Source organism: Schaalia sp. ZJ405 (assembly GCF_011038885.2).
Taxonomy (GTDB): Bacteria; Actinomycetota; Actinomycetes; order Actinomycetales; family Actinomycetaceae; genus Pauljensenia.
Window position 1 is genome coordinate 254,336 of the sequence record NZ_CP064952.1, and the last position, 23,927, is coordinate 278,262.

Here is a 23,927-nt window from a genome sequence, read left to right on the forward strand (position 1 = left end):
TTAGCGCCGCCTGAGCCTGTGGGTTAAACTTCCATCTTGTCTGGTGACGTGTCCGAGCGGCCGAAGGTGCAGCACTCGAAATGCTGTGTGGTTAATAGCCACCGTGGGTTCAAATCCCACCGTCACCGCAGTGTGATGTCTCGCGACATAGTTCCGGCTGTGTCGCGAGATGTTTTTTATTTTGTGTTGGTATGTCTGACTTATTGACTTATTGGCCATTTGGGGGTTCGGACAGTTTCTTGGAGTGAACCCCTGTGGTTGGACAGTGCTGATGTGAAGGGACTGTTATGAGTCAGAGGAGTAAGGAGCGGCGCTTGAAGGTGCTGCGTTTGTATGCCAAAGGGGTTTCTATTAGTGATTGCGCGCGTTTGGCTGGGGTAGCGTATGAAACTGCGCGTCGTTATTGTCGAGAAGCTGATGTGCATGGTATCGAACACGCGCGAAAAGTCCCGTCGTTTCGTACGTGGCCCATAGAATTGAAAACAGAAGTTGGATCACGTTGGCTTGATGGTGAGAGTGCGTCGGACTTAGCTCGCGAGTTTAAGTTGCCTTCAGCTTCGTATCCAGCGTTGTTTGGGCGGTGGTTGGAGCGTCAACATATGATTGATTATGAACAAAGAGCGCGAGCGGCAGGTGGGCGGGTTGTTCGGGCTCAAAAGGCTGGAATGGGGATTAGCCAGTGGGGTAAGTGGTTAGCTGAAGTTCGTCAACACATCGAGTCCGCCAAGCAGCAAGCAACTTGTGATGCCAAGCGTCAACAACTTGACGCGTTGCATGTGGAGATCTTGGAAAAATCTTGCGCTTTGAGGGAGGAGACTGACACGTGGCAAGCGTTCTTGATCCGCTTGGTCACAACCCTTAAAGCACACCATCGAGTATCAAGACTTTGTCGGATTGTTGGACTGGCCCGTTCAACGTACTACTGGGCGTTGAAGAATGCCTGTCGGATAGATGCTGATCTAGAGCTAGTCCAAGAAGCATATGCCTATGCTCATGGGCGTTATGGGTATCGGCGCCTCACCGACCTGATACGCATTGGTTTTGGGACTCATCAAGGGCGTTGCATGAACCATAAGAAGGTTGCACGTCTGATGCGCCGTGTCGGGTTACAAGGAGCCCAGCCCAAACGCAAACACTATAGGTCTTTCGCAGGAACACTTGCGTGTATTCCCAACCGTTTACAACGCCGCTTTAGTGCCTCAAAGCCTGGGCGATGTCTCGTCACAGACATTACACAGATTAAGTGGGGTGGAACCTGGTACTACCTTTCACCATTGACTGATCTGTTCAACAATGAAGTAGTGGCATGGCGTTTGAGTACCTCCCCAGACTCTGCTCTTGTCACAGGGATGGTTCGTGACTACAGCAAAACAAGGAATCTGCGTGAAACGATCATTCATACCGATCAAGGGCGCCAATACTTTTCTGAAGACTACCGCAAGCTCCTGCAAACCTTAGGTGTACGACAGTCAATGTCTCGGAAAGGAAACTGTCTGGATAACTCGCCAGCAGAAGCCTTCTTCGCCCGACTAAAAATCGAGCTTGGACTCTCCACAGGCACACGCGCCGGACAAGCAAGTCTGCGACGAATCATCACCGAATACATCCACTGGTCAAACACCCAACGAATCGTCAGCAGACTACACACCAGCCCACTAAAATACCGACAACAATACGAACTCGCTGTCTAACAAACAGGGTTCAGTCCAAACCAACACGCTTTGGCCAATAACCCCCGAATCCTTGCTGTGCGGGGGAACCTTGTGAGATACTAAATTATGACTATCGCTGAATGGATTGTGCTCGCGGTTCTCGTGCTAGTTGGATTTGCCATTTGGTGGCATTTCTCTCTGCGAAGGAGAATTGACAAGAGAATGCATGAAGCTCCGCCCGAAGAGCGTGAAGCTTTGATGAAAGTTCAACGAGATATTGATCGTGGCAAGGCGGCGCGCCAGGGATTCTTCTTCTAGGTACCGTAGACTGCGACTCGTCTACAAGGAATGTCTGATGACTGGGCTTGGCCAGGATCGCGCTAACCAGAGACCTGTGGCAGCCAAATTAGTTGATCCGTCTGTGTGAGTATTCGGTAGTCACGATAGGGCGCCCAACGCATGAACTTTGGGTTCGGACACGAGAGTTCTTCTCGGAGGTCTCTTGATACCCTAGTCTGCGCTCTGTGGGGCTACTCGTTCGAGAACGAGATCCGGGTCAAGGCCGGACGCACTCACTTCGATGAGTCTTTCACCACCCTCTCAGCACAATTGAATCGAGTAGTTCTTAGTGAGTGCTGGGATCTGTGCAGAGCTCTTCCCGATCGCATCCATTATCACTTCTTTCAACTGGACTCCGAAAACAAGCCAGATAGATGTTCGGCGTTGTCTACGCTTGCAGGGCAGCGTTCTCACATTCAAGACTTGGCTATTTGAACTCGAGATCCTGTTCTCCTTCATCCTCACGTAGGTCGACCAAGAGTCCAGGTCTGTCTGCTTCATCATTAATGCCGAATACAAGTTCGGTCGCATCGTCACGGTCGAAGTGCGTGGTTGGTGTGACGTCGGTGTTGTGACTTATTGGCCATTTGGGACTGCGGACGTTTTTTAGAGGGTTTTTGTGGTTAACGTTTTTGCGCGGTAGGCCCGGATTGTTAGCCCGCCGAGTTCGGTTTTGATTCTCGTGTTGTTGTACCAATCGACGTACCAGTCGATAGCTTCTTCAATTTCGGTGACCGTGGTTCGAGGCTACGTACTTTGGGTATTAAGCCTGAAACTTGCTGTGGAATAGGCGCTGACGAGCAAAGATACCTATGACGAGATGACTCACCCTAAATCTCAATCAAAGAACACTTGACAGCTGAGTGAGGGTGACTTAATGTCAAGGTATCCACGTTGAATTGGATACGTTGTGTAATATGAGCAAACGTCGCTCAACCTGCTACGTGCTTTCCCGTCGATGGTGATGGTCAAACATGAAAGGAAATGGCCGATGTTATATGTTCGATCGACGCCGCTCGTCACGATTATTCTCAAGAATAAGACTGTTATTGCTCAGGCGTTGAAAGCTGTGGGTGCTGTAGCTGCGGCGCACGTGCTTTTATACGGCGACTCGCGGCAATAGTGATTTTTCGGGAGGGGTCGATGGGGAATTTGTCGCGCTGGAAGCAGGCGTTGACTATCACCATAATGTCTACAATCTTTGTCTGGTCGATATTTATTGCATCCCATTATTCGATGGGTGTGAGACTGACTGCTCTATCGTATATCGTCTCCTTTTTCGTATATTTGCTCTGGAAAAAGGAGTCGTTGATTAAACTCACGCCTACGTGGCTCGCAGTTCTTGCTGTTTCTCTTGTTCTGTCAGTCTCCCTCTATCTTTTTTCTTCAGATGGGATATTTCGACTGCTGTCTACTGCTTCATCCTTGCTGACATTAATGCTTTTGCCACTTGCTTTCCTTTTTAATCAGCATAGTGATAAAAAGGATGATTCTCAAAGAGATGAATGAGCCGATATCGCATGATTGATGAACATCTCTCGCGCCTGCGTCTTCCCGCATCCCGGTGGGATGTGCGGCGTTGGCACAATTGACGTGTTGATGCCTCGGAAGATGCGGTGCGGCGGGAGCCCTATGGGTGCCGGTGCCACGCAGTTCGAGAGACTACGTGTTTGGTCGCCATTTCATAGCAGTGGGCCCGCACCCCATTTTGGGGTGCGGACCCACAGTTCTCATCGCCTAGAGGGATTTCTTCCCCGAATGACGTGTATGAGACGTGAAGATCAGGCGTTGACCAGGCCTGTGTAGTGTGCGCGAGCACGGTCGAAACGTTCGGCGACGTTCTGCCAGTTGACAACGTTCCACCAGGCCTTGACGTAATCGGCCTTGACGTTGAGGTAATCAAGGTAGAACGCGTGCTCCCACATGTCGATCATCAGCAGCGGAACCGTAGCGACGGGGATATTGCCCTGCTGATCGGTCAGCTGGAAGGTTACGAGACGCTGTGCAACGGTATCCCATGCGAGGACCGCCCAGCCAGAGCCCTGCAAACCGAGAGCCGCAGCTGCGAACTGTGCTTGGAACTTCTCGAAAGATCCGAAGAATTCGGTGATCGCGGCGGCAAGCTCGCCTTCGGGACGGCCGGACTCTGGCCCCATGTTTGTCCAGAAAATCGAGTGGTTGACGTGGCCACCGAGGTTGAACGCGAGGTTCTTTTCATGGAGGTTGATGGCGGCGAAGTCACCAGCCTCGCGAGCAGCTTCGAGCTTCTCGAGGGCGGTGTTCGCACCGGCAACGTAGTTTGCATGATGCTTATCGTGGTGCAGCTCCATGATCTTGCCAGAGATGTGAGGCTCAAGAGCTGAGTAGTCGTAGGGAAGCTCGGGAAGCGTGTAGATCGTCATGTCGCTCCTAACAGTAAAGATGATGGTGAGAAAGCAACCTCAAAGTAGGTTGTTCAACCCGGTCACAAATCTAGGTTATCGCCCTTTAGTCCTATTTGCCCAGGGTGGGGACGTGTTATGGCACTTGACACGTCTCCTCCGAGCGCGCCCTCGATACGTGTACACAATGAGTGTGCGCTTACCGGGCCGTCACATCCTGACGCGCCTGAATGAATGCGGCAACGCACGCCTCGACATCCTCGCGCGAATGCGCGGCTGACAACTGGACACGGATGCGCGCCTGTCCTCGGGGAACAACGGGGAACGAAAAAGCGGTGACATAGACACCAAGATCGAGCATCCGGTTGGCAATGTGCCCCGCGAAGCGGGCCCCGTCCTCGCCAGGGAACATCACCGCGTGGATCGGGTGGGTTCCGGGAAGAAGCTCAAATCCGGCCGTGGTCATCAGCGAACGAAATAGCGCAGACATGTTGTTGAGGTGGGTTCGCAAGTCATCGGATTGCGCGGCGATCCGCAGAGCCTCACGTGAACCCGCGACGATGGCTGGAGCAAGCGTGTTGGAAAACAGGTAGGGGCGTGCTCGCTGACGCAGCATATCGATGATCGCCTGATGGGCAGCAACGTAGCCACCCGAGGCGCCACCCAGGGCCTTCCCTAAAGTGCCCGTGAGAATGTCGACGCGATCCTCGACGCCGAACAACTCGGGGGTCCCACGGCCATGTTCGCCAACAAACCCCGTCGCATGGGAGTCATCCACCATGACGAGAGCACGGAATTCCTCCGCCAGATCGCAGATGCCCGGAAGCGGAGCATAGGAACCGTCCATAGAGAACACACCGTCGGTGACAATGACGACCTGTTCAGCACCGCCGTCTCGCGCCGCCGTGAGCTGGGTTCGCAGATCCTCCAGGTCGGCGTTGCGGTAACGGAAACGCGCGGCCTTGCACAGGCGAATGCCGTCGATCAGTGATGCGTGATTGAGTTCGTCGGAAATAATTGCATCCGACGCGGTGAAGAGAGCCTCAAAAATTCCACCGTTCGCATCGAAACAGGAAGAGAAGAGGATCGCGTCATCGGTCTTCAGGAATTCGGCGATGTCCTTTTCGAGGGCGAGGTGCTGGTCCTGTGTTCCGCAGATGAAACGGACTGATGACATACCAAATCCCCATCGATCAAGGGCGTCTTTGGCTGCTTGGGCGGGTCGGGGATCGCCGGCCAACCCGAGATAGTTATTGGCGCAGAAATTCAATGCCTCCCCCGCGGGCGTGCGAACCTTGGGGCCTTGGGGGGAGACGATGGCGCGTTCATGCTTGTAGAGCCCAGCGGCCTCAATGTCATCAAGAGCGAGGGTGAGTTTCGATGTCAGTGTGTCCATGAGATGTCCTTGGTGGTGAGGATGAATATGGGATGAACGGGGAAGTCATGACTTGAACGCGAAGATCAGGATTCCCAGTCGATGATGACTTTCCCCGCGGTTCCTGAAGCAGCGGCTGCGAAGGCCTCGTTCCATTGTTCGGGGGTGAAACGGTGCGTGATGATTGACCGCACGGCATCGCGTAGCTCCTTCGACGTTTCCATCATGTAGGTGGCCAGATACCATGTGTCGAACATTTCGCGCCCGTACACTCCCTTGATCGTCAACATCCGCGTGATGACGGCGTTCCAATTGATCGGGAAAGGCCCCTTGGGAAGTCCGAGCATCGCGATCGTTGCACCGTGGGTACACGTTGAAATAAGGGTGTCGAGTCCGCCGGGCGCCCCAGACATTTCAAGACCCGCATCGAAGCCCTCACGGATGCCCAGCCGATGCATGACCTCCGTTAGGCTGTCGCGCCCAATATCCACGGTGGCATCCGCACCTGCGCCTTTCGCTAAGGCGAGACGATCAGCCTGCATGTCTGTGATGACAACGTTGCGCGCCCCCGCGTGCTTTGCAATAGCGACGCACATGATCCCGATAGGGCCAGCACCTGTGATGAGGACGTCCTGGCCGGTGATTTCTAACTGCTGACAGGAATGGACGGCGTTGCCCAGCGGATCGAAAAGTGCCCCGAGTTCCGCGTCGATTGAATCGGGTTGCACCCAGACATTGCCTGCGGGAACAACGACATAGTCGGCGAATCCGCCGTCGCGGTTGACGCCGATGCCGATGGCGCGGATGCACATGTGTTTGCGCCCTGCCCGGCAGTTACGGCACCGCCCACACACAATGTGTCCCTCGACTGAGACCTTCTGACCAACGTGCAGCTCGTCGCGCTCGAATCCCGTGACCACGCCCGGGCCGATTTCAACGATTTCGCCAAAAAACTCATGTCCTAGCGTCTGCGGGGGAGTGAGTGATCCCGGAGCGCCGCCGTCCCAGTTGAATAGGTGGACGTCGGTTCCGCACAGCCCCGAACGCATCACGCGGATCTTGACCTCGCCGAAACCCGGGGTCGGTTGCTCAATGTCGAGCAGTTGCAGGCCGGGGCCGGCGGTCACTTTACGTAGGGCGCGCATGACAGCTCCTCTGTAGCCGTGTGGCATCGTCGGGAATGATATGAACATCATTGTCCTCTATCCCGGGTGCATCTGCGTCACGCGCGTGCTCGTCCTCGTCAATGACTCTCGGGGGACGAGGACGAGTCCGGCTCGCCCTGCTCACCGGACCACGGGGGCGCTGCGCGCGTAATCTTCGTAGGCTTGAGCGTATGAGTGAACAATCCGCACCCGTTCCCGCCCTCAACGTCGACCTTATTGCGCGACTGACAACGGATCTTCGCGCATCGAATTGGACTGTTGAGACACTTGACGGAATGCTCAGCCAGGGCGCGCGCGACGCGATGATGCGTGACCTGCGGGTTCCCGCACTGGTGGAACTTGAGGGGAAAGATCACCCTGCGGCGACGCTCACTCGCTTCTTCGTTCTGGGATCGAACGAACCCCGGGAACTCCTTTCTCAGGCGCTCCCGACCTTGGGAGCCTCGGGCCTCGTTGACCTGGGACTAGCGAGGCCGGTTGACTCCGCCGGCTGCACCTTGACCGCGCTCTTTGATCTACGACCTCACGCCGCAACGCTGCCCAACTCGAATGACGCAGACAACCCGCAGGCGGAACGCGACCACCACTGGTGGATCGTCTCAGACCTCTCAGAGGCGACTACCGGTCAACCACTTCACCCCGATCATGTCCTCGGGATTGGAGGGGCAACGATCAGTTTGCTCGGTCTGACGATGCGGACGCATGTTCAACGAGCCCTCGACGTGGGGTGCGGCTGCGGAATTCAGGCACTCTACCTGGCCACCCACTGTGACCACGTTGTTGCGACGGACCTGTCTGCCCGCGCATGCGCCCTCACTCAGTTCAACGCTGCGCTCAACGATGTTGATATTGACGTGCGCCAAGGCTCTCTTTTTGACCCCGTCAACGGCGAGGACTTCGACCTCATCGTCTCGAATCCCCCCTTCGTCATCACGCCGGAATCGGTGCGCTCCGCCGGTGCCGCTGGGATGCTTGAATACCGTGACGGCGGAATGGATCGAGACAACCTGATCCGCGAGATCATCAGGCAGTCTCCCACTCACTTGGCTCCAGGTGGAGTTCTTCAGATGCTGGCAAACTGGGAAATCCCCGCCGACTGTGATCCCGACACCGAATGGTCGCAGCGAATCGAGGAATGGCTTGACGGGCTCGGAGTCGATGCGTGGGTCGTGCAACGCGATGTCCTTGACCCTGCTCGCTACGTCGACATGTGGATCAGAGATTCCGGTGGACAACTGGTGTCACGCGAATTGTTCGAGGACACGTTTTCCACGTGGCTTCGCGACTTTATGCGAGCCGGAGTTGGAGCGATCGGCATGGGTTTTGTCGCTCTGCGACGCCCGCGTCATTCCGGCAGTGATGTCACGACTCGCACGGTGGGGGACCCGGTCCATCTATTTGAGTCTGAGCTGTCGGGAAAAGCCCCGCGGGGCCAGGACGTGGCGCACGTGCTCGGTTGTTTGCACCTGCCTGAAACACTGTGGGATCTGCGACTTGAGCGGGCGAGCGACGTGCGGGAGGAACGACACTATGTTCCCGGAGACCCCGATCCTAGTGTGCTGATCCTTCATCAGGGAGCGGGTCTTGGGCGATCGATCCGGGTGGGGAGTGCGACAAGTGCCGTCGTCGGGGCGTCCGATGGGGAACTTACTGTTGGACAAATCACCACGGCCGTCGCCACGCTCAGTGAGCGCGATATTGACGAGGTTCGCCGCGAAGTCGATCCGTCGGTGCGCGAACTCATTCGTGCGGGAATGCTGGAGATCGTCGAGGACGAGCTGCACCATTCACGCCCCCGACGCGCGATGGCCTGACGGTGACATCGATGAATGGGAGGACGTGAGTCGTCGTGGAAGACGTTGTTGCCCAGTTCGCGACGCATTGATGAACGAAGCGAAACCCCCAGGCGTCTGGATGGGTGCTGGAGTTGTCGGTGGTTGGTTGTATTGTCTCAGTGACAAGTCATCGCGGTGACGGTCGCTGCTCACACCCGGTGTGACGAGTGCCGCTGAGGTGGTCCTCGGCGTGACTCGGGGTAGCCTGTGGGCTGAATGTCGAAATCCTGTCACCATCGATTCGGAAGGCGAAAAATTATGGGAGCGTCGAAGCTGGTTATCGTGGAGTCCCCCGCGAAGGCAGCGACTATCGAGGGATACCTCGGCCCCGATTACCATGTCACCGCGTCGATTGGGCATATCCGTGACCTGCCGCAGCCAAAGGACCTCCCAGCGGATATGAAAAAGGGTCCGTATGGACGGTTCGCCGTCAGCGTGGACGATGGTTTTGTTCCGTACTATGCGGTGAATCCGGATAAGAAGAAAAAAATCACGGAACTCAAGCGTGCCCTCAAAGAGGCAGACGAACTCTATCTGGCCACTGATGAGGACCGTGAAGGAGAGGCGATTGCCTGGCATCTCCTTGAGGTTCTCAAGCCGAAAATTCCCGTGAAACGCATGGTGTTTCACGAGATCACTCGGGAGGCTATCGCCCGGGCGCTTGACAACACGCGCGAACTCGACACGGACCTTGTGGACGCTCAAGAGACCCGGCGTATTCTCGATCGACTCTACGGGTACGAAATCTCCCCGCTGCTGTGGCGCAAAATCCGCCCCTCCCTGTCCGCCGGTCGCGTGCAATCCGTTGCTACACGACTTGTGGTTGACCGTGAACGCGAACGCATGCGTCACATCAGCGCCGAATACTGGTCAATTGATACGGTCATCGAATCTGGCGGGCAGAGTTTTGCCGCCCGCGTTGTCTCCGTCGACGGGCATGCTGTTGCTACCGGATCAGATTTCTCTGAGCAGGGACAACTCTCCGATAAGGCCGTGAAAGCCGGCGCAACGCATATTGATGCCCAGCGCGCTCAGGCTCTTGCCCAGGCATTAGCGGCGTCGTCCTCGTCAATGATTGACTCCGTCACCCAGAAGCCCTACCGACGTCGGCCCGCTGCCCCGTTTACCACGTCAACGTTGCAGCAGGAGGCCTCGCGAAAGCTTCACTGGAATGCCGCGTCGACCATGCGGACCGCCCAATCACTGTACGAATCGGGTTACATCACCTACATGCGTACCGACTCCACCGCTCTGTCATCCCAGGCGATCTCGGCTGCCCGCAGTCAAGCGGCGGAACTTTATGGACGTGACGCTGTGGCTCAGTCGCCGCGGGTCTACGGCAAAGTAGCGAAAGGGGCGCAGGAAGCGCACGAAGCGATTCGTCCCGCGGGAGATCACTTCCGCACACCCGATGAAGTGTCCGGGATGCTCAGCCGCCAGCAGCTTGCCCTCTATGACCTCATCTGGAAACGAACTGTTGCCTCTCAGATGGCTGATGCCGTTGGCTTCACCGCAACGATTCGTGTCCTCACCGGGGTGTCAGTTGACGGGGAGCGTTACGATGTCATCTCCTCTGCTTCCGGCACGGTCATTACCGCTCCCGGATTCCGCTTAGCCTACGAAGAAGGTCGAGACAAAGGGCGGTACGACAAAGAAAGTGCCCGATCTGAGATCGTTCTTCCGCAGGTTAACGAAGGAGATGAAGCCAGCGTCGAGGACGCAACGGCCGAAGGACATCAGACGCAGCCCCCGGGGCGGTACACCGAGGCAACGCTGGTTAAAACAATGGAAGATCTGGGGATTGGCCGTCCCTCAACGTATGCCGCAACGATCCAGACCATCGGTGACCGCGGATACGTCACACATCGCGGTCAATACCTCGTGCCAACGTGGCTTGCTTTTTCGGTGACACGTCTCCTGGAAGACAACCTCGCCAACCTCGTTGATTACGACTTCACGGCGTCAATGGAGACGGATCTTGACCGGATTGCCGCGGGTCAGGAAGACCGTACAGAGTTCCTCACCCACTTCTTCCTTGGCGAGGACGGAACAGGAACCACCGGTGGTCTCCAACACCAGGTTGAGTCACTGGGAGACGACATCGACGCGCGAGCCGTCAACTCCATGAGCGTTGGCGAGGGCGTCGTTGTGCGTGTTGGACGCTACGGTCCCTACCTGGAAAAGACTGACGGTACACGGGCAAATATCCCCGATGGGATCGCTCCAGATGAGATGACCGATGAGAAGATCGCCGAACTTTTCACTCTCGCTGCTGATGATGGGCGTGAACTGGGACTTGACCCTGTGACCGGGCATATGCTCATCGCAAAGAATGGCCGATTTGGTCCCTATGTCACGGAGATTCTCCCGTCGGAAGACGATGCGGAAGAATCTGCGTCGGACGCCACAGAACAGGCAGCAAAGAGTGCGGGGACCAAAGGAGCGACTCGGCGGAAGAAGACCGCAGTGAAACCCCGTACGGCCTCGCTGTTTAAGTCGATGGACTTGGCCACCGTTACCCGTGATGATGCCGTGAAGCTCCTGTCCCTTCCCCGTGAAGTCGGTGTGGATCCGGTCTCCGGTGACGTTATCACCGCCCAGAACGGTCGCTATGGGCCGTACCTGAAGAAAGGAACGGATTCTCGGACGCTCTCGTCTGAGGAACAGCTCCTGACGATCAGTCTCGATGAGGCATTGGAGATTTATTCGCAACCCAAGACTCGCGGTCGGGGAGTGGCGAAACCTCCTCTACGTGAATTCGGTGAGGATCCGATCTCCCAGCGTAAGGTCGTTGTCAAGGACGGTCGATTTGGCCCGTACATCACCGACGGCGAAACCAATGTCACGGTTCCACGAGCGGAGACCGTTGAGGATCTCACTGAAGAACGAGCGTTTGAGTTGCTTGCCGATAAACGTGCGAAGGGGCCTGCGCCGAAGAAACGGGCAACAGCCCGCAAGACGACGACTCGTCGGACTGCTGCGAAGAAATCAACGACGCGTAAAACCAGTTCGCGAACAAAATGAAAAAATAAAAGTTCGTCGCGGATCGTCACCGCGGTGACCCAAATGCAGGTCCTCCGTGCGAGGATGTCATCATGGATCTAACGGAGGTAGGACAAACCATGACAGCCAGCGGGGTGTTCATTACATTCGAGGGCGGCGACGGTTCGGGAAAGTCCACGCAGATCCAGCGCGCTCGCACATGGTTTGAGGAACGCAACTTCGCGGTCATTGTCACGCGTGAACCCGGGGGGACGGACCTGGGGACACACCTGCGTCAGCTCGTCCAGAACGGTCCGGAGGATATTGACCCGCGCACTGAGGCTCTTCTGTACGCAGCTGATCGTGCCTATCACGTGTCCACAGTCATTCGCCCGGCGCTTGCACGTGGCGTCATCGTCCTGGCTGATCGCTACATTGATTCGTCGCTGGCTTATCAGGGTGCTGCACGTGAGCTGGGTACTGAAGAGATTCGGGCCCTATCTGCCTGGGCAACGCAGGATCTCAAACCCCATCTGACATTCCTCATTGACCTTCCCCCGGAGGTCGGCGCTCGGCGTAACACGGACGCCCCGGATCGGATGGAACGAGAATCAACAGACTTCCACGAGGCTGTGCGGCACGAATACCTGCGTTTAGCAGACGCTGAACCAGAACGCATTGTTGTGATCGACGGTGTTGGAACTCCTGATGAGGTCTTCTCGGAGATCCGCGGAGTCCTCAATGAGCGTTTCCCCGAGGATTCGAGCGCAGAAGATACGGAATCTGTGGAGCCAGGTCATCAGCAGCCGGGTGAAGAAAAAGCCATGCACACGCAGCAGACTGTTGAATCACCAGCGGATCGCAAGGACATCGGGTCACGCACAGAGCAACGTAAGCGACGGTCATCCCAAGCTCCGACGATGGTCGGATTCCTTGACGGTGGGGCGCAGGCAACACTGTGGGAACCCGCTGAAGATGGCACGCTGATATGACTGGTGAGACCTACGGAGTATGGAACGGCATCGTTGGTCAAGACGAGGTCGTCGCCACTTTGCTGAGTGCAGCCAACGCGGCGAGAGAACTTCTTCCGGAGGCAGGGAACAACGGTGATCACAGGCGAGAGTCGTCCTCGTCAATGAGAACGCCGGACGACCACGCGATGACACATGCGTGGCTGATCACTGGCCCCCCGGGTTCGGGACGTTCCGTTGCGGCCGCGGCGTTTGCGGCGGCGCTTCAATGCACGGGAGAGAAACCCGGCTGCGGAGAGTGCGCGGGATGCCGAACAACAATGATCAAAACCAATGCGGATGTTGCCTTCGTTGCCACCGAAAAGATGATCATTGATGTGAAAACGGCGCGAGGGCTGGTTGACCTCGCCCAGACATCGCCGTCGCAAGGACGGTGGCGTGTGATCATTGTCGAGGACGCGGACCGGCTGAATGAGGAAGGCGCGGCCGCACTACTCAAAGCCATCGAGGAGCCACCCGAACGCACAGTCTGGCTCCTGTGTGCGCCGAGCACAGAGGACATGCTTGCCACGATCCGGTCCCGATGCCGGCGGGCCACGTTACGGATTCCCCCCGTTGACGCTGTTGCTGATCTTCTTGTCACTGAAGGGGTCGCTGATCCGACGGTTGCTCTTGAAGCAGCACGTGCAGCGCAGTCCCATATTGGTCTTGCTCGGGCTCTTGCTCGCGACCCCGAAATGCGGCGCCGACGTCGGGAAATCATCACCGCACCCGTGCGCGTCAGGTCAGTTGGCGAGGCCGTTTACGCCGCGGAGCAGCTCCATAAAACGGCTATTGATCAGGCGAAAGCCCATACCGAGGAACGTAACGCAAAGGAAAAAGCCGAAGCGCTGCGTCAGCTGGGGATGGACCAGGATGACCAGGCCACAAAGCAGTCACGTGCTGTGCTTAAGGATCTCGCGGAAGAACAGAAACGACGCGAGAAACGATTGATTAATGACGAACTTGACCGAGCGATGCTTGACCTCATGTCGATTTATCGCGACGTGCTGATGGTGCAGCTAGGAACCGGTCAGACGCTGATTAATACCGATCTCGCCCAGACCGTTGAAGAGATCGCCGCAGATTCCCAGCCGGCACAGACAATTCAACGAATCTCGACGATCGAAACCGCCCGACGCAGGCTCATTGCTCATGGAAATGTCCTCTTGGTTCTTGAGGCGATGATCGTGTCGCTACGTCCGCAGCTCGAAGAATAGGCGGATTCTCAGGAGGGAAAGATGAGTAGACCAATCCCTCAATTCGATTGCGGTACGTCCATATCGTGTCCTTGAGCTACACCCCGTAGGCTGGTCACATGAATTCGCGTCGTTCGCTGCGTCTGGCCATTGGTGTTGCCGTTATTGCTGTCCTCGTTGTCGTCGCTATCGTGAGTACTCTGATTTGGCAGGGATTCCTTGCGACAGGTCAGGGGAAAGCACCAGGAGCTGGGGAAACGGACCATCCTGCTGATCCCGCGCAGGCGAAGACAATTACTGCAACACGGGTTGAGGATTTCTATAAGCAGCCGGTTGCGTGGCATCCCTGTACAGCCCAGCAGGTGACGTCGATGGAAGAGCAAGCGCCGCGCGACCTCGATCAGTACGAGTGTGCAGCACTGACTGCTCCGAAAGACTGGGATGATCCCGCTGGTGAACAGTTGTCACTGTCAGTCGCCATTCATCGATCTGGGAAAGAAGATGCGCCCGCGTTGTTCTTCAACCTGGGTGGCCCCGGAGGTGCTGCGGTCAGCTCGATTGTTCAGCAAGTGACATCAAGCATGGGAGAGGCTCTCGTCAAGACGTACGACATCGTCGCCCTCGATCCCCGAGGAGTTGGAGCCTCAACTCCCGTTGTCTGCATGACTGACGAGGAGCGCGACGCATACAACTCCGGAGACGGCGACGAAGCGATCGACAAGGACTCAGAGTCCCCCGATGAGATTGTGAAAAAGGCAGCAATCGAAGCCAAGAAGATCGCTCAGGGATGCGAGACCCATTCGGGTGATATTTACAAGCATATTGACACGGTGTCGGCCGCGAAGGATTTCGACATGACGCGGGCGCTGCTGGGCGAAGAAACCCTCAACTACCTCGGATATTCCTACGGGACATTCCTTGGGGCAACATATGCGGGACTGTTTCCCGAACGTGTCGGACGCTTCGTCCTCGACGGGGCGCTTGATCCGGCCGTTGACATTAACACGCTGTCGGACCTTCAGATGACCGGTTTCGAAGCGTCAATCGGGCATTGGGTGCAAGACTGCCTCGCGGGGGGAAGCTGCCCCCTCAAAGGAACCGCCGAACAGGGAATTACCCAGGTCTCGCGCTTCCTCAAAAGGCTAGAAACAGCACCGCTACCAACCAGCGATGAAGAACGCCCACTCACACAGTCCCTGGCGCTGACCGCGGTGATCGGAACGCTATATTCCACTCAGACCTATTCGGTACTGACGCAAGCACTAGATCAAGCAATGAACGACAACGACGGGTCGATGCTGCTGTACCTGGCTGACCTGTTCAATGAACGCAATGCCGACGGCACGTATGCCAGTGCATCCACGGATGCGCTCATCGCGATCAACAACCTGGACTACTCACCCAGCGGAACAGTGGATGAATGGGCGGATTCCGCTGAGAAAATTCGCAAGAAGCTGCGAGTTTTTGGCGAATTTGCCGGCTATGCGTCCGCTGGACTGTCCGCCTGGCCCACAGATCATGCTGCGCGCGCAAAGATCACAGCTGATGGTGCTGCCCCAATCGTTGTCATCGGAACGACCCATGACCCTGCAACGCCATACGTCATGGCTCAAAGCCTGGCCGAACAGCTGTCGTCGGGAGTGCTTGTGACCAACGAGGGATGGAACCACACGTCGTACTCGAAGTCCGCCAACGCGTGCGTCGTTAAGGCGGTGGAGAATTACTTCGTTCACGGATCAATTCCCGAGGACGGGCTTGTCTGTTCGGACTGATCCTGTGTGCTTGCTCTTGATGTTGGTGGGCTTTGGCTGGTTGGCTTAGTCGACTTAGCTGGTGAGCTTTGTTGGTTGACTACTTGGGTTGTTGGCGCTGCGCTGGTTGGTGTTGCTCCGACCGGGCCTTGACCAAGTTCTTTCATGACATTCGCCAGCATGTGACGGGATGCATTAGTTGGGAAGGTGCTCGTCGTTTGCCCGGACGCGGTCTGGCCTATTACAGTAGGCACGTTGCCTGAACGCCTCTCCTGTGGGGAACGGCAGGCGCCGCCACCTTAGCTCAGTCGGCAGAGCGATTCACTCGTAATGAATAGGTCGAGAGTTCGATTCTCTCAGGTGGCTCGAAAAATCCCGGAATATCAACGAAAAGTCGCTGTTATTCGCGAATTTATGAGCGCATCTTCCTATACATTTCAAGTCACCGGAACCAGTCCCAGGATCTGGACTCCAGATCCGCACATACTCTTCGACTGATGTGATTTATCTCCAGGGTACGATGACTATGCTTTCCGAAGCTTCCGCTTGTTTATGTTCGTCGTCACATTCCTCTGAGCAATAGGTTGATGTATCGAGCGCTTCAGGGTGATGATGGGGTACCTTCCGGACCTATAGGCCGCTGTACATGGAGTGTGAGATGACGAAGCGGTTCGCGGTTGTTTCTTTCACGGTGCTCGTCGGGGTGCTCACTCTCATCATTATCGGGTCGAGCCTGGTGAGTGCTGGAGACAATGATGTCCATAGTGTTCCGGCTGAATATGAAACGGCTGTTCTTAAAGCCGGGTCGGTGTGTCACGAGATCACCCCTGCGCTTATCGCCGCTCAGGTGGAAGCGGAATCGGGGTGGAATCCGCATGCGCGGTCACCAGCCGGAGCTCAAGGCATTAGCCAGTTTATGCCGACGACATGGGCGACCTACGGTAAGGACGGGGATGGTGATGGGGAGGCGGATATTTTCAACCCAACCGATGCGATCTATTCCCAAGGCGTGCTCATGTGTTGGCTCATTGATGAAGTTAAGACCTATAAGGTTCAGAGCAAGATCAGTGGTGATCCTGTATCGCTTGCCTTGGCTGCCTATAACGCTGGAATCGGAGCCGTTCTCCGCTACGAGGGAGTTCCTCCGTACCGTGAAACCCAGGCGTACGTGAAGAAAATCCCAGCCGCTGCGAGGAAGATCGAGTTGTCTATGACCAACACCGACCGGGAGTCTTCGGCCCCTCAAAGATGAACTCATTGTGATCAGTGCCGTGCAGCTTCGTCAATGGGTCAAAAGAAGTCATGAGAACCTCCCACGGACATGCCTTCACCCCTGATAGTGGATGCCTTACTCATACGAGGTGCGTGCTCCCACACCTCTGGCTACTACAACACTTGGCCGCGACTGTTTGTGGGGCCTTGACGTTTCACTGGCGAGGTCGACGTGCTGGGTTGGGATGACTGTGACAGATCAGGTTGTCCCCCACACCGGGGAGGACGATGGTTGTCTATAAGGAGGCTCGAATGTCTTGCGCCCAGGTCAAGCTTGATGAGCGGACGTCCTCAATGAGGTGATCGGACAGGTCGTAGTCTCCGATACGCCAATTTGAGACTACCTGAACCAGCTCAAGCTGGTTAGCAAACATTTCCAACTCGAAACCCGGATCACGCTCTTGGGTGAGCTCAAGGAGTTTGTCATCTGAGAATGGGCCGTTCTTGCGGATGCTGTAGACGTCAAGATAATCACGTGACAAGCGACGCGAATATAAGGCGCTAACCTTCGATGCGACAGCATCCTCGATGGAGATGACGGGGCCAACATCACGTGTTGTTGGGTTGGTCGAACGCCAGTCAACACCAAAATCGGCTTCCAACACTGTTTCGTTGCGCTCGAACTTCGCTTGCGCAAACGTCGACTGGATCTCACGAAGGAATGTCACTTTCCACCCTGCTTGTTCAACATGGGGAATGAGCGTTGAGAGTGCCTGCTTGAACAGTTCGGGTGAAAGCGTCGATGCGCCGAAGATGTCAATATCGCGTGTAGGGCGGTCCGTTAAACCGTATTCACGGATCGCACATGACCCAGCCAAAGCAAACGAATAATCAGCAAGATGCTCAAGAAGGAGCGTGGCGAGTTCTGTTTGGTTATCGGCTGACATCGGCCAGCTCCGGAAACTTAGACTCCCACAGGTTCCTTACACGATCAGAGGGGTGTATCAGGTGCCACAGTCGTCGAAGGTGTTCCTCGTTAAGAAACTCGCACAGTTCTTCTTTCGTTCCGCGATAGATGACCTCTTGGTATGCGCAGATCAAATCGTTATCTGTGTTGATCGGCAGTCGGCTTGTTGGTCCCCAATACACACTGATCGGCAGATCTAAATAACCCGACTTGGGGCCTTGAAGATCGCTGAGTCGATCAGGAGTCTCAATCGGAATTAAGTCCGCAAAGAAAATACGCGGAGCTTCACGTGTAGTTGTCATGTTTTGTCCTCCTTCCACTTCTCCACCCTTACAACTCAGGTTAAGTCATGTCACCCGCATTTGCGACCCCTCAAGCGGCTTCATTTCCACGCATCCGTCAAGCCTTTCGACCGCCATGTCGCGGCGCGCGCCGAGCAAGCACACGGGTTCAAGACCCGCAGGTGCTTTCCTAGGGCTATTGGCCTGTAGGTGAGGGAGTCTGAGTGAGCGCCATTCACGGCGCATATTCTTTAGGGAATGGCAGGACCGTTGACGGTCCAGGATCCGTTTTCGTCGGGGTAGACACGGCAGTGAACGACTCCATCCACATCGGTGACGGTCTGTGAGCAGTCAACTCCACCGCTGATTCCGTTGGGGTTGTAGTTGGGATCCCAGGTGCCAGAAGAACCACCGCCTCCGGTGTTTCCACCGTTGGTGTTGCCTCCCCATGAGCCGCCTGCGGTGTTTCCGCCCCAGGTGTTGCCGGTTGTGTTGCCGTTCCATGTGGTTCCACCGCCGCCCGTACCCGCACCTGTAGCACTGTTGGTGCCGGCTTGGGTTGCTTGGGTGTCTGCTTGTGCCTTCTCCCATGCGACTTTCGCGTCGGTGACCTTCGTGATGGCATCCTTGGCTTGCGTGGTCTTTTCACTCAAGGCCTTGGCGTGGTCGGCCTTGGTCTTCCACGACGCGTCTTGACCGACTTTCTTATTCACGAGTTTTTGTAGGTCATTGATGACGGTTTGTGCGCTGGTGCGGACCTTGTCGTCAGCGACTTTCTTTTCTGCGGCTTTGATCGCCTCATTACCTGCGGTGATTTGGTTGGTGGCGGCTTTTACTGCTGCGTCAAGCCGTGCTTGAGCATCCTCGTTTACTGCGGCGGTGAGATCTGAAATGGCTTTGTTGAGGGTTTTCGTGGCTTTCGTGCACTTATGAGCCTTGGTGGTGAGCGCGTCGGCCTCGTCAAGGCGCTCAGCTCGTGATGTGGGTGCTTCACCTGGTTTCACTGTTGGCATGGCTGCTTGTGCGTCTTTGACTTTGGCAACCACAGTCTGATCTTCGAGGGCGTCGCCGGTTTTGAGGAGAGCGTCAAGATCGTCAGTGGCGTTAATTGTGCAGGTTTTGACTGCCCGGTCGTGGGCTTCTTGCCACGTATCGAGTGCTTGATGGTCAAGGTGAATGTTCCATGCCCACACCCCAGCGGCTGTAGCCAAACCAGCCAACACGATGCCAGCAATTCCGATGGGCACCCACCGACGCTTCTTCACCGACGCACCCACGCCAGTGTCCACAGTGTCGCCATCCTGTGTACCTAAGAGTTCGTTCTCCATTGGTCCTCTATCGCCTCTGAAACATGCCTGTGATCGGAGTGAAGATGACTGAGCTGGAATGTCAAGCCCTCGGCGTGAAACTGTGCTTCGCACCTGTGTCTGTGGACAGAGATTTTCCTATCCACAGGGCGCTACGGATGGCTTCAAATTGACGAGGGCGATTGATAGTTTCGCATAAATCGGTGCACACAGACGCAACCGGTAAGCGATGGAACGAGGGCGGTGACGGAGCCGCGAGCGTCACCGTCGTTGCTGAACACGGGAAACACTCTCGGTGCTCGGCGTCCGAATCAGCACACGGAAAGGAATGACATGCCTCAATATGAACTCAAGAGGGGAGAACGCAGACCTCGTCAAACCCGTCAGTCACCTCAGTCCGATCAATCCCACGAGGCCCATAAACCCCGGCGACCGCAGGGGTTATCGCAGCTGAGGCAACGGTGGCGACGATGCTTCTCTCTCGTGTCTCGACTTGTGTCGATAACGATCGCGGGATTGAGTTGCCTCGGAATGATTTTCACCCTGTTCCTCACATCAGCTCACACAGCTCATGCGGATCTCATCGACGGGCCGGATGCCGGTCGCTACATCAGTGGCGTGGGTCCGGCGAACACAGGGATGTTTTTCCTCGGTGCCTTCGAGTCTCCGCGAAACGTTGAGTCGGGCTATCCGTCGTGGTGCATTCATATGTGGCGTCTTTTCCCAGATTCCTCCGACACAGCGACGATCACGACACTCTCGTCCTCGTCCCAGTGGGGACCGCCGGAATTGGACCTGACGACGGCGCAGATGGCGTGGCTTCTGGCGAAGTACCAGGCAGATACGACACCGAATGTTCGTGCGGCCCTGTCGTATCTCATCCACGTCAACTTCGAGCATGAACATCCCGGAAAGGACACTCGGCAGTCTGTTGCCCTCCTTGTCTCACTGGTACGTGACCAGGTGCCGGATGTCGATGCTCTGGCTCGCACCTACGTTACTCAGGCGCGCGCAAGCGCAGCGACGAAGTACATGAGCACTGTCATCACCGGTGAGGAACAGCGCGAAGGAACTATTGACAACATCTCTGCTCTGGGGGACTCGGGAGAGCGTATCGCGGGAGTCCCTGTGACGGTTTCTTTGACGGGCCCCGCTGTTTTCACCGAGACGGGCACGCAGACATGGACTGGAAAAACCGCAGCCTCGCCCCTGAGTTTGGCATGGCGTGCAACGGGCACCGGTGATGTCACGTATCAGGCGGAGTTCACACTTCCGGCACGAACAACGCTTTCCGTTGCCTCTGTTGCCAGAGACCGACAGGACACGGTGTCGTATGGGAATCGGCCGACAAGTGACGAGTCGGTGCTTAAAGACGTTGGTCGGACATGGAAAGTCGTTGGAGATTTCCAGCCGGTTGCGCAGTCGAGTGTTGGAGTTTCGCGCATCCTCGACCCGGGGCAGGAGTTTTCCGATTCTCTGACTGTTTCGGCTGATCCTTCGTATGGGAATGGCCGATGGATCGAAACTGACAGTGGTCCGGTGCCAGTAACTTTTGAGGGAACGGCATATTGGGTACCTCTCGTCCCGCCGGAAAAGACCACGGACATTCCTGAAAATGCCATGAAGCTAGGGACAGCGTCGCTGACGTTTACGGGGCCGGGAACGCTGAAGGCAACTGTGCGAAACACGAACGTTTCGTCGGGTTTTGTGACGTGGGTGTGGACAATGGTCAAAGCCAACCAGAAGGACACAGTGACTGACCACGGTAAACAAGTCCCAGCCTCCGAGTTCATTCATTCGGATTGGTCGGATAGTTTCGGTCAGGACGACGAGATTTCTTCCTTGCGGTGGCCAATCGACATTGATACGTCCATTGCCCCGAGGAAAACGAAGAGTGGCATCTATCTAGTGGATGACGTCTGGGTGCATGGATTCCCATCGGATCACCCGGATTTCTCCGGTGCGCGGGGGTTTGCGCCGGATGAAGCCTCGATTGTTCAGTCGTTGCTGTTCTTCCCCGAGGATCTTGAGGTGACAGAAGCGAATAAACCGCAGGCCCAGCTGATCGCCACGACAACTCTTCCGGCGAAAAACGGCTTCTATCCAACGGTGGGGAGCGGTGAATTTAAAGTTCTCCCCGATCACGTTGGCACCTACGTGTTCGTTACGTCATTTTCCGGGGATGACCGTGTGAAGGAGTTTGTCACGTCGGTGGAGGACGCAACAGAGCAATTCAGGGTCGAGGGCGAGGTCCCGACGGTACGGACAACGGCAACAGATCTGGCCGACGGTGATCACGAGATTGCTTCCGGCGGTCCGGTGACCATTAGGGACCGGGTGTGTTATACCGGGCTCCGCCCGGGCAAAGAATACGTTTTTGAGGCCTCGCTGATGGACCAAGAAACAGGCAAGCCAGTGGTTGATGGTCAAGGCGTCCCAGTATCGCAGACGGTAACGCACGCCCCAACGGCTTCGGATGACTGCACAAACGTTGACATCACAGTCAACGGCGCGATGCTTGTCGGTAAGTCGACCGTTGTGTTTGAGAAAGTCATGCACGAGGGACTCACCGTTGCAATTCATGCGGATATTCACGATGAAGGACAGACCGTCACAACGCCGAAACCCACGATCGGTACTCGGGTGAAGGATGCCTCAGACGGTGACCGGGTCATTGAAGCGAAACCGGGCGTGAGAATCGACGACGCCGTGTGTTTCTCCAGATTCCCTGAAGGCACCGAAGTGGAACTGCGGGGAACGCTGATGAATAAGTCGACGGGGAAACCTCTCGAAGTGTCGGGGAAGCCGGTGACGTCAACGACAACATTCACTGTTGACCACAGTCAGGGATGTCGGGATGTCTCGTTCACTTTCGATGCCTCCACCTTGGCCGGTGAAACGATCGTTGTCTTCGAGGAAGCATATATTCAGGGGCAGAAGTTTGCCTCCCACCGAGATATCAACGATCGTGAGCAAACGGTGACGGTCGCATCAAAGTCGGATCTTCCGGTGACGGGGAGTGAAGCACGGATGCTTCTACTCACTGCAATTCTTGCGCTCGCGGCAGGACTTGGCGCGAAGATGGTTCGTTCGCGAATGTCCTCCCTCGGGAAGTAGGTCCCGCGCATGTCACGAGATGATTGATGGGGAACGAGGAAGAGTCCGCTCACCGGTGTCGGTTGGATGAGGTGTCTGTGTGCGCCCGATGAACGAGGACGTGAGGGTGCCCTGACGGATGAATCAGGGCACCCTCACGGGGCGGAAAAATTCTGACGAAGCGTCGTCAAAGCAGTCGCGAGAGTGCATTAGCCTGAGGGGGTGTTGAGTGAAGAAACCCGACCGGTTGTCGTGCTGGTTAATCTTGGGACACCGAAGTCCCCAACGGCGAAAGATGTGCGGATTTACCTGCGTGAATTCCTGTCGGATCGACGTGTCATTGAAATGCATCCGCTGGTGTGGAAACCGATTCTTGAGGGAATCATCCTCAGGGTCCGTCCTCGACAATCGGCCGAGAAGTATCGGACGGTGTGGCTCGATGAGGGGTCGCCGCTACTGCATTACACCTCGCGCCAGGCCGAGCTGCTGGCTCAGGAACTCGGCGATGGGGTCAGGGTTGAGGTTGCGATGCGATACGGTGAACCGTCGCTTCGTGATGTCCTGGATCGCGTGTGCTCCCAGGGGCATCGACGTGTCGTGATTCTTCCTGACTACCCGCAGTATTCGGGATCGACAACCGGATCGATTAACGACGTTGTTGCGTCGTGGATTCACAAGAATCGCGATCACATGGAGTTCCGTTTGGTCCGATCATTCCCCACATCGTCGGCGTACATCGAGGCGCTGACCAACGCTCTCGAAGATCATTGGCATCGTCAGGGGCGACCGGATTTTGCCTCGGGTGATCGGGTGCTCACATCCTTCCATTCGATTCCCGTTGCCATGCATGAGGCGGGGGATCCCTATCGTGCGGAGTGTGAAGCAACGCGTGACGCGTTGGTTGAACGTCTCGGTATTCCAGCTGATGGGCTGCTTGGCACATATCAGTCAGTGTTTGGACCAGCGCAATGGCTGACACCGGCAACAATCGACACTGTGGAGCAGCTTGGAAGAAGCGGCGTGCGACGCGTCGACGTGATCTGTCCCGGATTCGTGGCAGATTGTTTGGAGACACTTGAGGAAATCAACCAGCTGAACCGTCAGACCTTCATTGATGCGGGTGGAACAGAATTCCACTACGTGCCGTGGGGGAATGAATCACCCGGGGCGGTGGCAACGTTGGCTCAGCAGGCACGTCGCCATCTTTCTGGCTGGCTCTAAACAACGGGCAGCTCGCGGGTCAGCGAGCTCAGAGGGTCTGTTGATTACGGGTGCCGGCACCCGATGACAGGCCAGGTCAATGCACGTCCCGTTGCCGCAGGGTACTGACGGGAGATGTTGATTATGGGTACCGGCTCTCAATGACGGGGAACG

General features: G+C 56.3%; 18 protein-coding genes and 2 tRNA genes. 13 read left to right on the top strand and 7 right to left on the bottom strand.

The features are described 5' to 3' along the window. Nucleotides 1-42: 42 nt before the first annotated feature. Nucleotides 43-128 (top strand) — tRNA-Ser (locus G7Y41_RS01075). Between the two features lie 159 nt (nucleotides 129-287). Then, nucleotides 288-1,691 carry an IS3 family transposase gene (locus G7Y41_RS01080; protein WP_231367313.1) on the top strand — a complete coding sequence of 468 codons (1,404 nt, stop codon included), beginning with the start codon at nucleotides 288-290 and terminating at the stop codon, nucleotides 1,689-1,691. A 906-nt stretch (nucleotides 1,692-2,597) separates the two neighbouring features. On the opposite strand, the gene G7Y41_RS10195 is transcribed toward G7Y41_RS01080, so the two are convergent. Continuing rightward, nucleotides 2,598-2,717 (bottom strand): IS3 family transposase, encoded by a 120-nt coding sequence (locus G7Y41_RS10195; protein ID WP_165316157.1) that lies wholly within the window; start codon nucleotides 2,715-2,717, stop codon nucleotides 2,598-2,600. Between the two features lie 265 nt (nucleotides 2,718-2,982). Between G7Y41_RS10195 and G7Y41_RS10140 the strand changes: the two genes are divergently transcribed. Continuing rightward, the gene (locus G7Y41_RS10140; RefSeq protein WP_269207957.1) at nucleotides 2,983-3,114 is read left to right on the top strand and encodes a hypothetical protein; all 132 of its coding nucleotides are present in this window, start codon (nucleotides 2,983-2,985) and stop codon (nucleotides 3,112-3,114) included. Nucleotides 3,115-3,772: 658 nt separating this feature from the next. On the opposite strand, the gene G7Y41_RS01095 is transcribed toward G7Y41_RS10140, so the two are convergent. From G7Y41_RS01095 to tdh, 3 genes are all read right to left on the bottom strand, one after another. Further along, nucleotides 3,773-4,393: a superoxide dismutase gene (locus G7Y41_RS01095; protein WP_165217277.1), complete on the bottom strand. Its 621-nt coding sequence runs from the start codon at nucleotides 4,391-4,393 to the stop codon at nucleotides 3,773-3,775. A 178-nt stretch (nucleotides 4,394-4,571) separates the two neighbouring features. Continuing rightward, nucleotides 4,572-5,768: a glycine C-acetyltransferase gene (locus tag G7Y41_RS01100; protein ID WP_165316108.1), complete on the bottom strand. Its 1,197-nt coding sequence runs from the start codon at nucleotides 5,766-5,768 to the stop codon at nucleotides 4,572-4,574. A 65-nt stretch (nucleotides 5,769-5,833) separates the two neighbouring features. After that, nucleotides 5,834-6,892: an L-threonine 3-dehydrogenase gene (gene tdh / locus G7Y41_RS01105; RefSeq protein WP_165217281.1), complete on the bottom strand. Its 1,059-nt coding sequence runs from the start codon at nucleotides 6,890-6,892 to the stop codon at nucleotides 5,834-5,836. Between the two features lie 40 nt (nucleotides 6,893-6,932). On the opposite strand from tdh, the gene G7Y41_RS10145 reads away from it, so the two are divergent. From G7Y41_RS10145 to G7Y41_RS01140, 8 genes are all read left to right on the top strand, one after another. Further along, nucleotides 6,933-7,064, top strand: a complete 132-nt coding sequence (locus G7Y41_RS10145) for a hypothetical protein (protein ID WP_269207958.1) — start codon at nucleotides 6,933-6,935, stop codon at nucleotides 7,062-7,064. Between the two features lie 19 nt (nucleotides 7,065-7,083). Further along, a complete protein-coding gene (locus G7Y41_RS01110) occupies nucleotides 7,084-8,727 on the top strand; it encodes a methyltransferase (RefSeq protein WP_165316109.1) in 1,644 nt (547 codons plus the stop codon). Between the two features lie 279 nt (nucleotides 8,728-9,006). Then, nucleotides 9,007-11,772, top strand: a complete 2,766-nt coding sequence (gene topA / locus G7Y41_RS01115) for a type I DNA topoisomerase (protein ID WP_165316110.1) — start codon at nucleotides 9,007-9,009, stop codon at nucleotides 11,770-11,772. Between the two features lie 98 nt (nucleotides 11,773-11,870). Continuing rightward, nucleotides 11,871-12,722: a dTMP kinase gene (gene tmk, locus G7Y41_RS01120; protein ID WP_165316158.1), complete on the top strand. Its 852-nt coding sequence runs from the start codon at nucleotides 11,871-11,873 to the stop codon at nucleotides 12,720-12,722. Then, nucleotides 12,719-13,960 carry a DNA polymerase III subunit delta' gene (locus tag G7Y41_RS01125; RefSeq protein WP_165316111.1) on the top strand — a complete coding sequence of 414 codons (1,242 nt, stop codon included), beginning with the start codon at nucleotides 12,719-12,721 and terminating at the stop codon, nucleotides 13,958-13,960. Before tmk ends, G7Y41_RS01125 begins: the two co-directional genes overlap by 4 nt. 98 nt (nucleotides 13,961-14,058) lie before the next feature. Then, nucleotides 14,059-15,711, top strand: a complete 1,653-nt coding sequence (locus tag G7Y41_RS01130; RefSeq protein WP_165316112.1) for an alpha/beta hydrolase — start codon at nucleotides 14,059-14,061, stop codon at nucleotides 15,709-15,711. Between the two features lie 272 nt (nucleotides 15,712-15,983). Further along, nucleotides 15,984-16,056: transfer RNA gene (locus tag G7Y41_RS01135), tRNA-Thr, on the top strand. Between the two features lie 292 nt (nucleotides 16,057-16,348). Continuing rightward, a complete protein-coding gene (locus G7Y41_RS01140; RefSeq protein WP_165316113.1) occupies nucleotides 16,349-16,942 on the top strand; it encodes a lytic transglycosylase domain-containing protein in 594 nt (197 codons plus the stop codon). 256 nt (nucleotides 16,943-17,198) lie between these two features. Here G7Y41_RS01140 and G7Y41_RS01145 read toward each other — a convergent pair whose 3' ends face one another. The 3 genes from G7Y41_RS01145 to G7Y41_RS01155 all read right to left on the bottom strand — a co-directional run bounded on the left by G7Y41_RS01145 (nucleotide 17,199) and on the right by G7Y41_RS01155 (nucleotide 19,478). After that, a complete protein-coding gene (locus tag G7Y41_RS01145) occupies nucleotides 17,199-17,849 on the bottom strand; it encodes a nucleotidyl transferase AbiEii/AbiGii toxin family protein (RefSeq protein ID WP_165316114.1) in 651 nt (216 codons plus the stop codon). Beyond that, nucleotides 17,836-18,171, bottom strand: coding sequence for a hypothetical protein (locus tag G7Y41_RS01150; protein WP_165316115.1), 336 nt, complete (start codon nucleotides 18,169-18,171; stop codon nucleotides 17,836-17,838). The genes G7Y41_RS01145 and G7Y41_RS01150 overlap by 14 nt, the downstream gene beginning before the upstream one ends. Before the next feature lie 230 nt (nucleotides 18,172-18,401). After that, on the bottom strand, nucleotides 18,402-19,478 hold the full coding sequence (locus G7Y41_RS01155) for a hypothetical protein (RefSeq protein WP_165316116.1): 1,077 nt from the start codon (nucleotides 19,476-19,478) through the stop codon (nucleotides 18,402-18,404). A gap of 510 nt (nucleotides 19,479-19,988) precedes the next feature. On the opposite strand from G7Y41_RS01155, the gene G7Y41_RS01160 reads away from it, so the two are divergent. Further along, nucleotides 19,989-22,574 (top strand): VaFE repeat-containing surface-anchored protein, encoded by a 2,586-nt coding sequence (locus tag G7Y41_RS01160; RefSeq protein ID WP_165316117.1) that lies wholly within the window; start codon nucleotides 19,989-19,991, stop codon nucleotides 22,572-22,574. A 204-nt stretch (nucleotides 22,575-22,778) separates the two neighbouring features. Beyond that, complete coding sequence (gene hemH / locus G7Y41_RS01165) at nucleotides 22,779-23,774, top strand: ferrochelatase (protein WP_442984257.1); 996 nt, start codon at nucleotides 22,779-22,781, stop codon at nucleotides 23,772-23,774. Nucleotides 23,775-23,927: the final 153 nt, after the last annotated feature.

Coding starts and splice junctions, on each gene's coding strand:
- G7Y41_RS01080 (WP_231367313.1), top strand. CDS start 288: ATGAGTCAGAGGAGTAAGGAGCGGCGCTTGAAGGTGCTGCGTTTGTAT.
- G7Y41_RS10140 (WP_269207957.1), top strand. CDS start 2,983: ATGTTATATGTTCGATCGACGCCGCTCGTCACGATTATTCTCAAGAAT.
- G7Y41_RS01095 (WP_165217277.1), bottom strand. CDS start 4,393: ATGACGATCTACACGCTTCCCGAGCTTCCCTACGACTACTCAGCTCTT.
- G7Y41_RS01100 (WP_165316108.1), bottom strand. CDS start 5,768: ATGGACACACTGACATCGAAACTCACCCTCGCTCTTGATGACATTGAG.
- tdh (WP_165217281.1), bottom strand. CDS start 6,892: ATGCGCGCCCTACGTAAAGTGACCGCCGGCCCCGGCCTGCAACTGCTC.
- G7Y41_RS10145 (WP_269207958.1), top strand. CDS start 6,933: ATGAACATCATTGTCCTCTATCCCGGGTGCATCTGCGTCACGCGCGTG.
- G7Y41_RS01110 (WP_165316109.1), top strand. CDS start 7,084: ATGAGTGAACAATCCGCACCCGTTCCCGCCCTCAACGTCGACCTTATT.
- topA (WP_165316110.1), top strand. CDS start 9,007: ATGGGAGCGTCGAAGCTGGTTATCGTGGAGTCCCCCGCGAAGGCAGCG.
- tmk (WP_165316158.1), top strand. CDS start 11,871: ATGACAGCCAGCGGGGTGTTCATTACATTCGAGGGCGGCGACGGTTCG.
- G7Y41_RS01125 (WP_165316111.1), top strand. CDS start 12,719: ATGACTGGTGAGACCTACGGAGTATGGAACGGCATCGTTGGTCAAGAC.
- G7Y41_RS01130 (WP_165316112.1), top strand. CDS start 14,059: ATGAATTCGCGTCGTTCGCTGCGTCTGGCCATTGGTGTTGCCGTTATT.
- G7Y41_RS01140 (WP_165316113.1), top strand. CDS start 16,349: ATGACGAAGCGGTTCGCGGTTGTTTCTTTCACGGTGCTCGTCGGGGTG.
- G7Y41_RS01145 (WP_165316114.1), bottom strand. CDS start 17,849: ATGTCAGCCGATAACCAAACAGAACTCGCCACGCTCCTTCTTGAGCAT.
- G7Y41_RS01150 (WP_165316115.1), bottom strand. CDS start 18,171: ATGACAACTACACGTGAAGCTCCGCGTATTTTCTTTGCGGACTTAATT.
- G7Y41_RS01155 (WP_165316116.1), bottom strand. CDS start 19,478: ATGGAGAACGAACTCTTAGGTACACAGGATGGCGACACTGTGGACACT.
- G7Y41_RS01160 (WP_165316117.1), top strand. CDS start 19,989: ATGATTTTCACCCTGTTCCTCACATCAGCTCACACAGCTCATGCGGAT.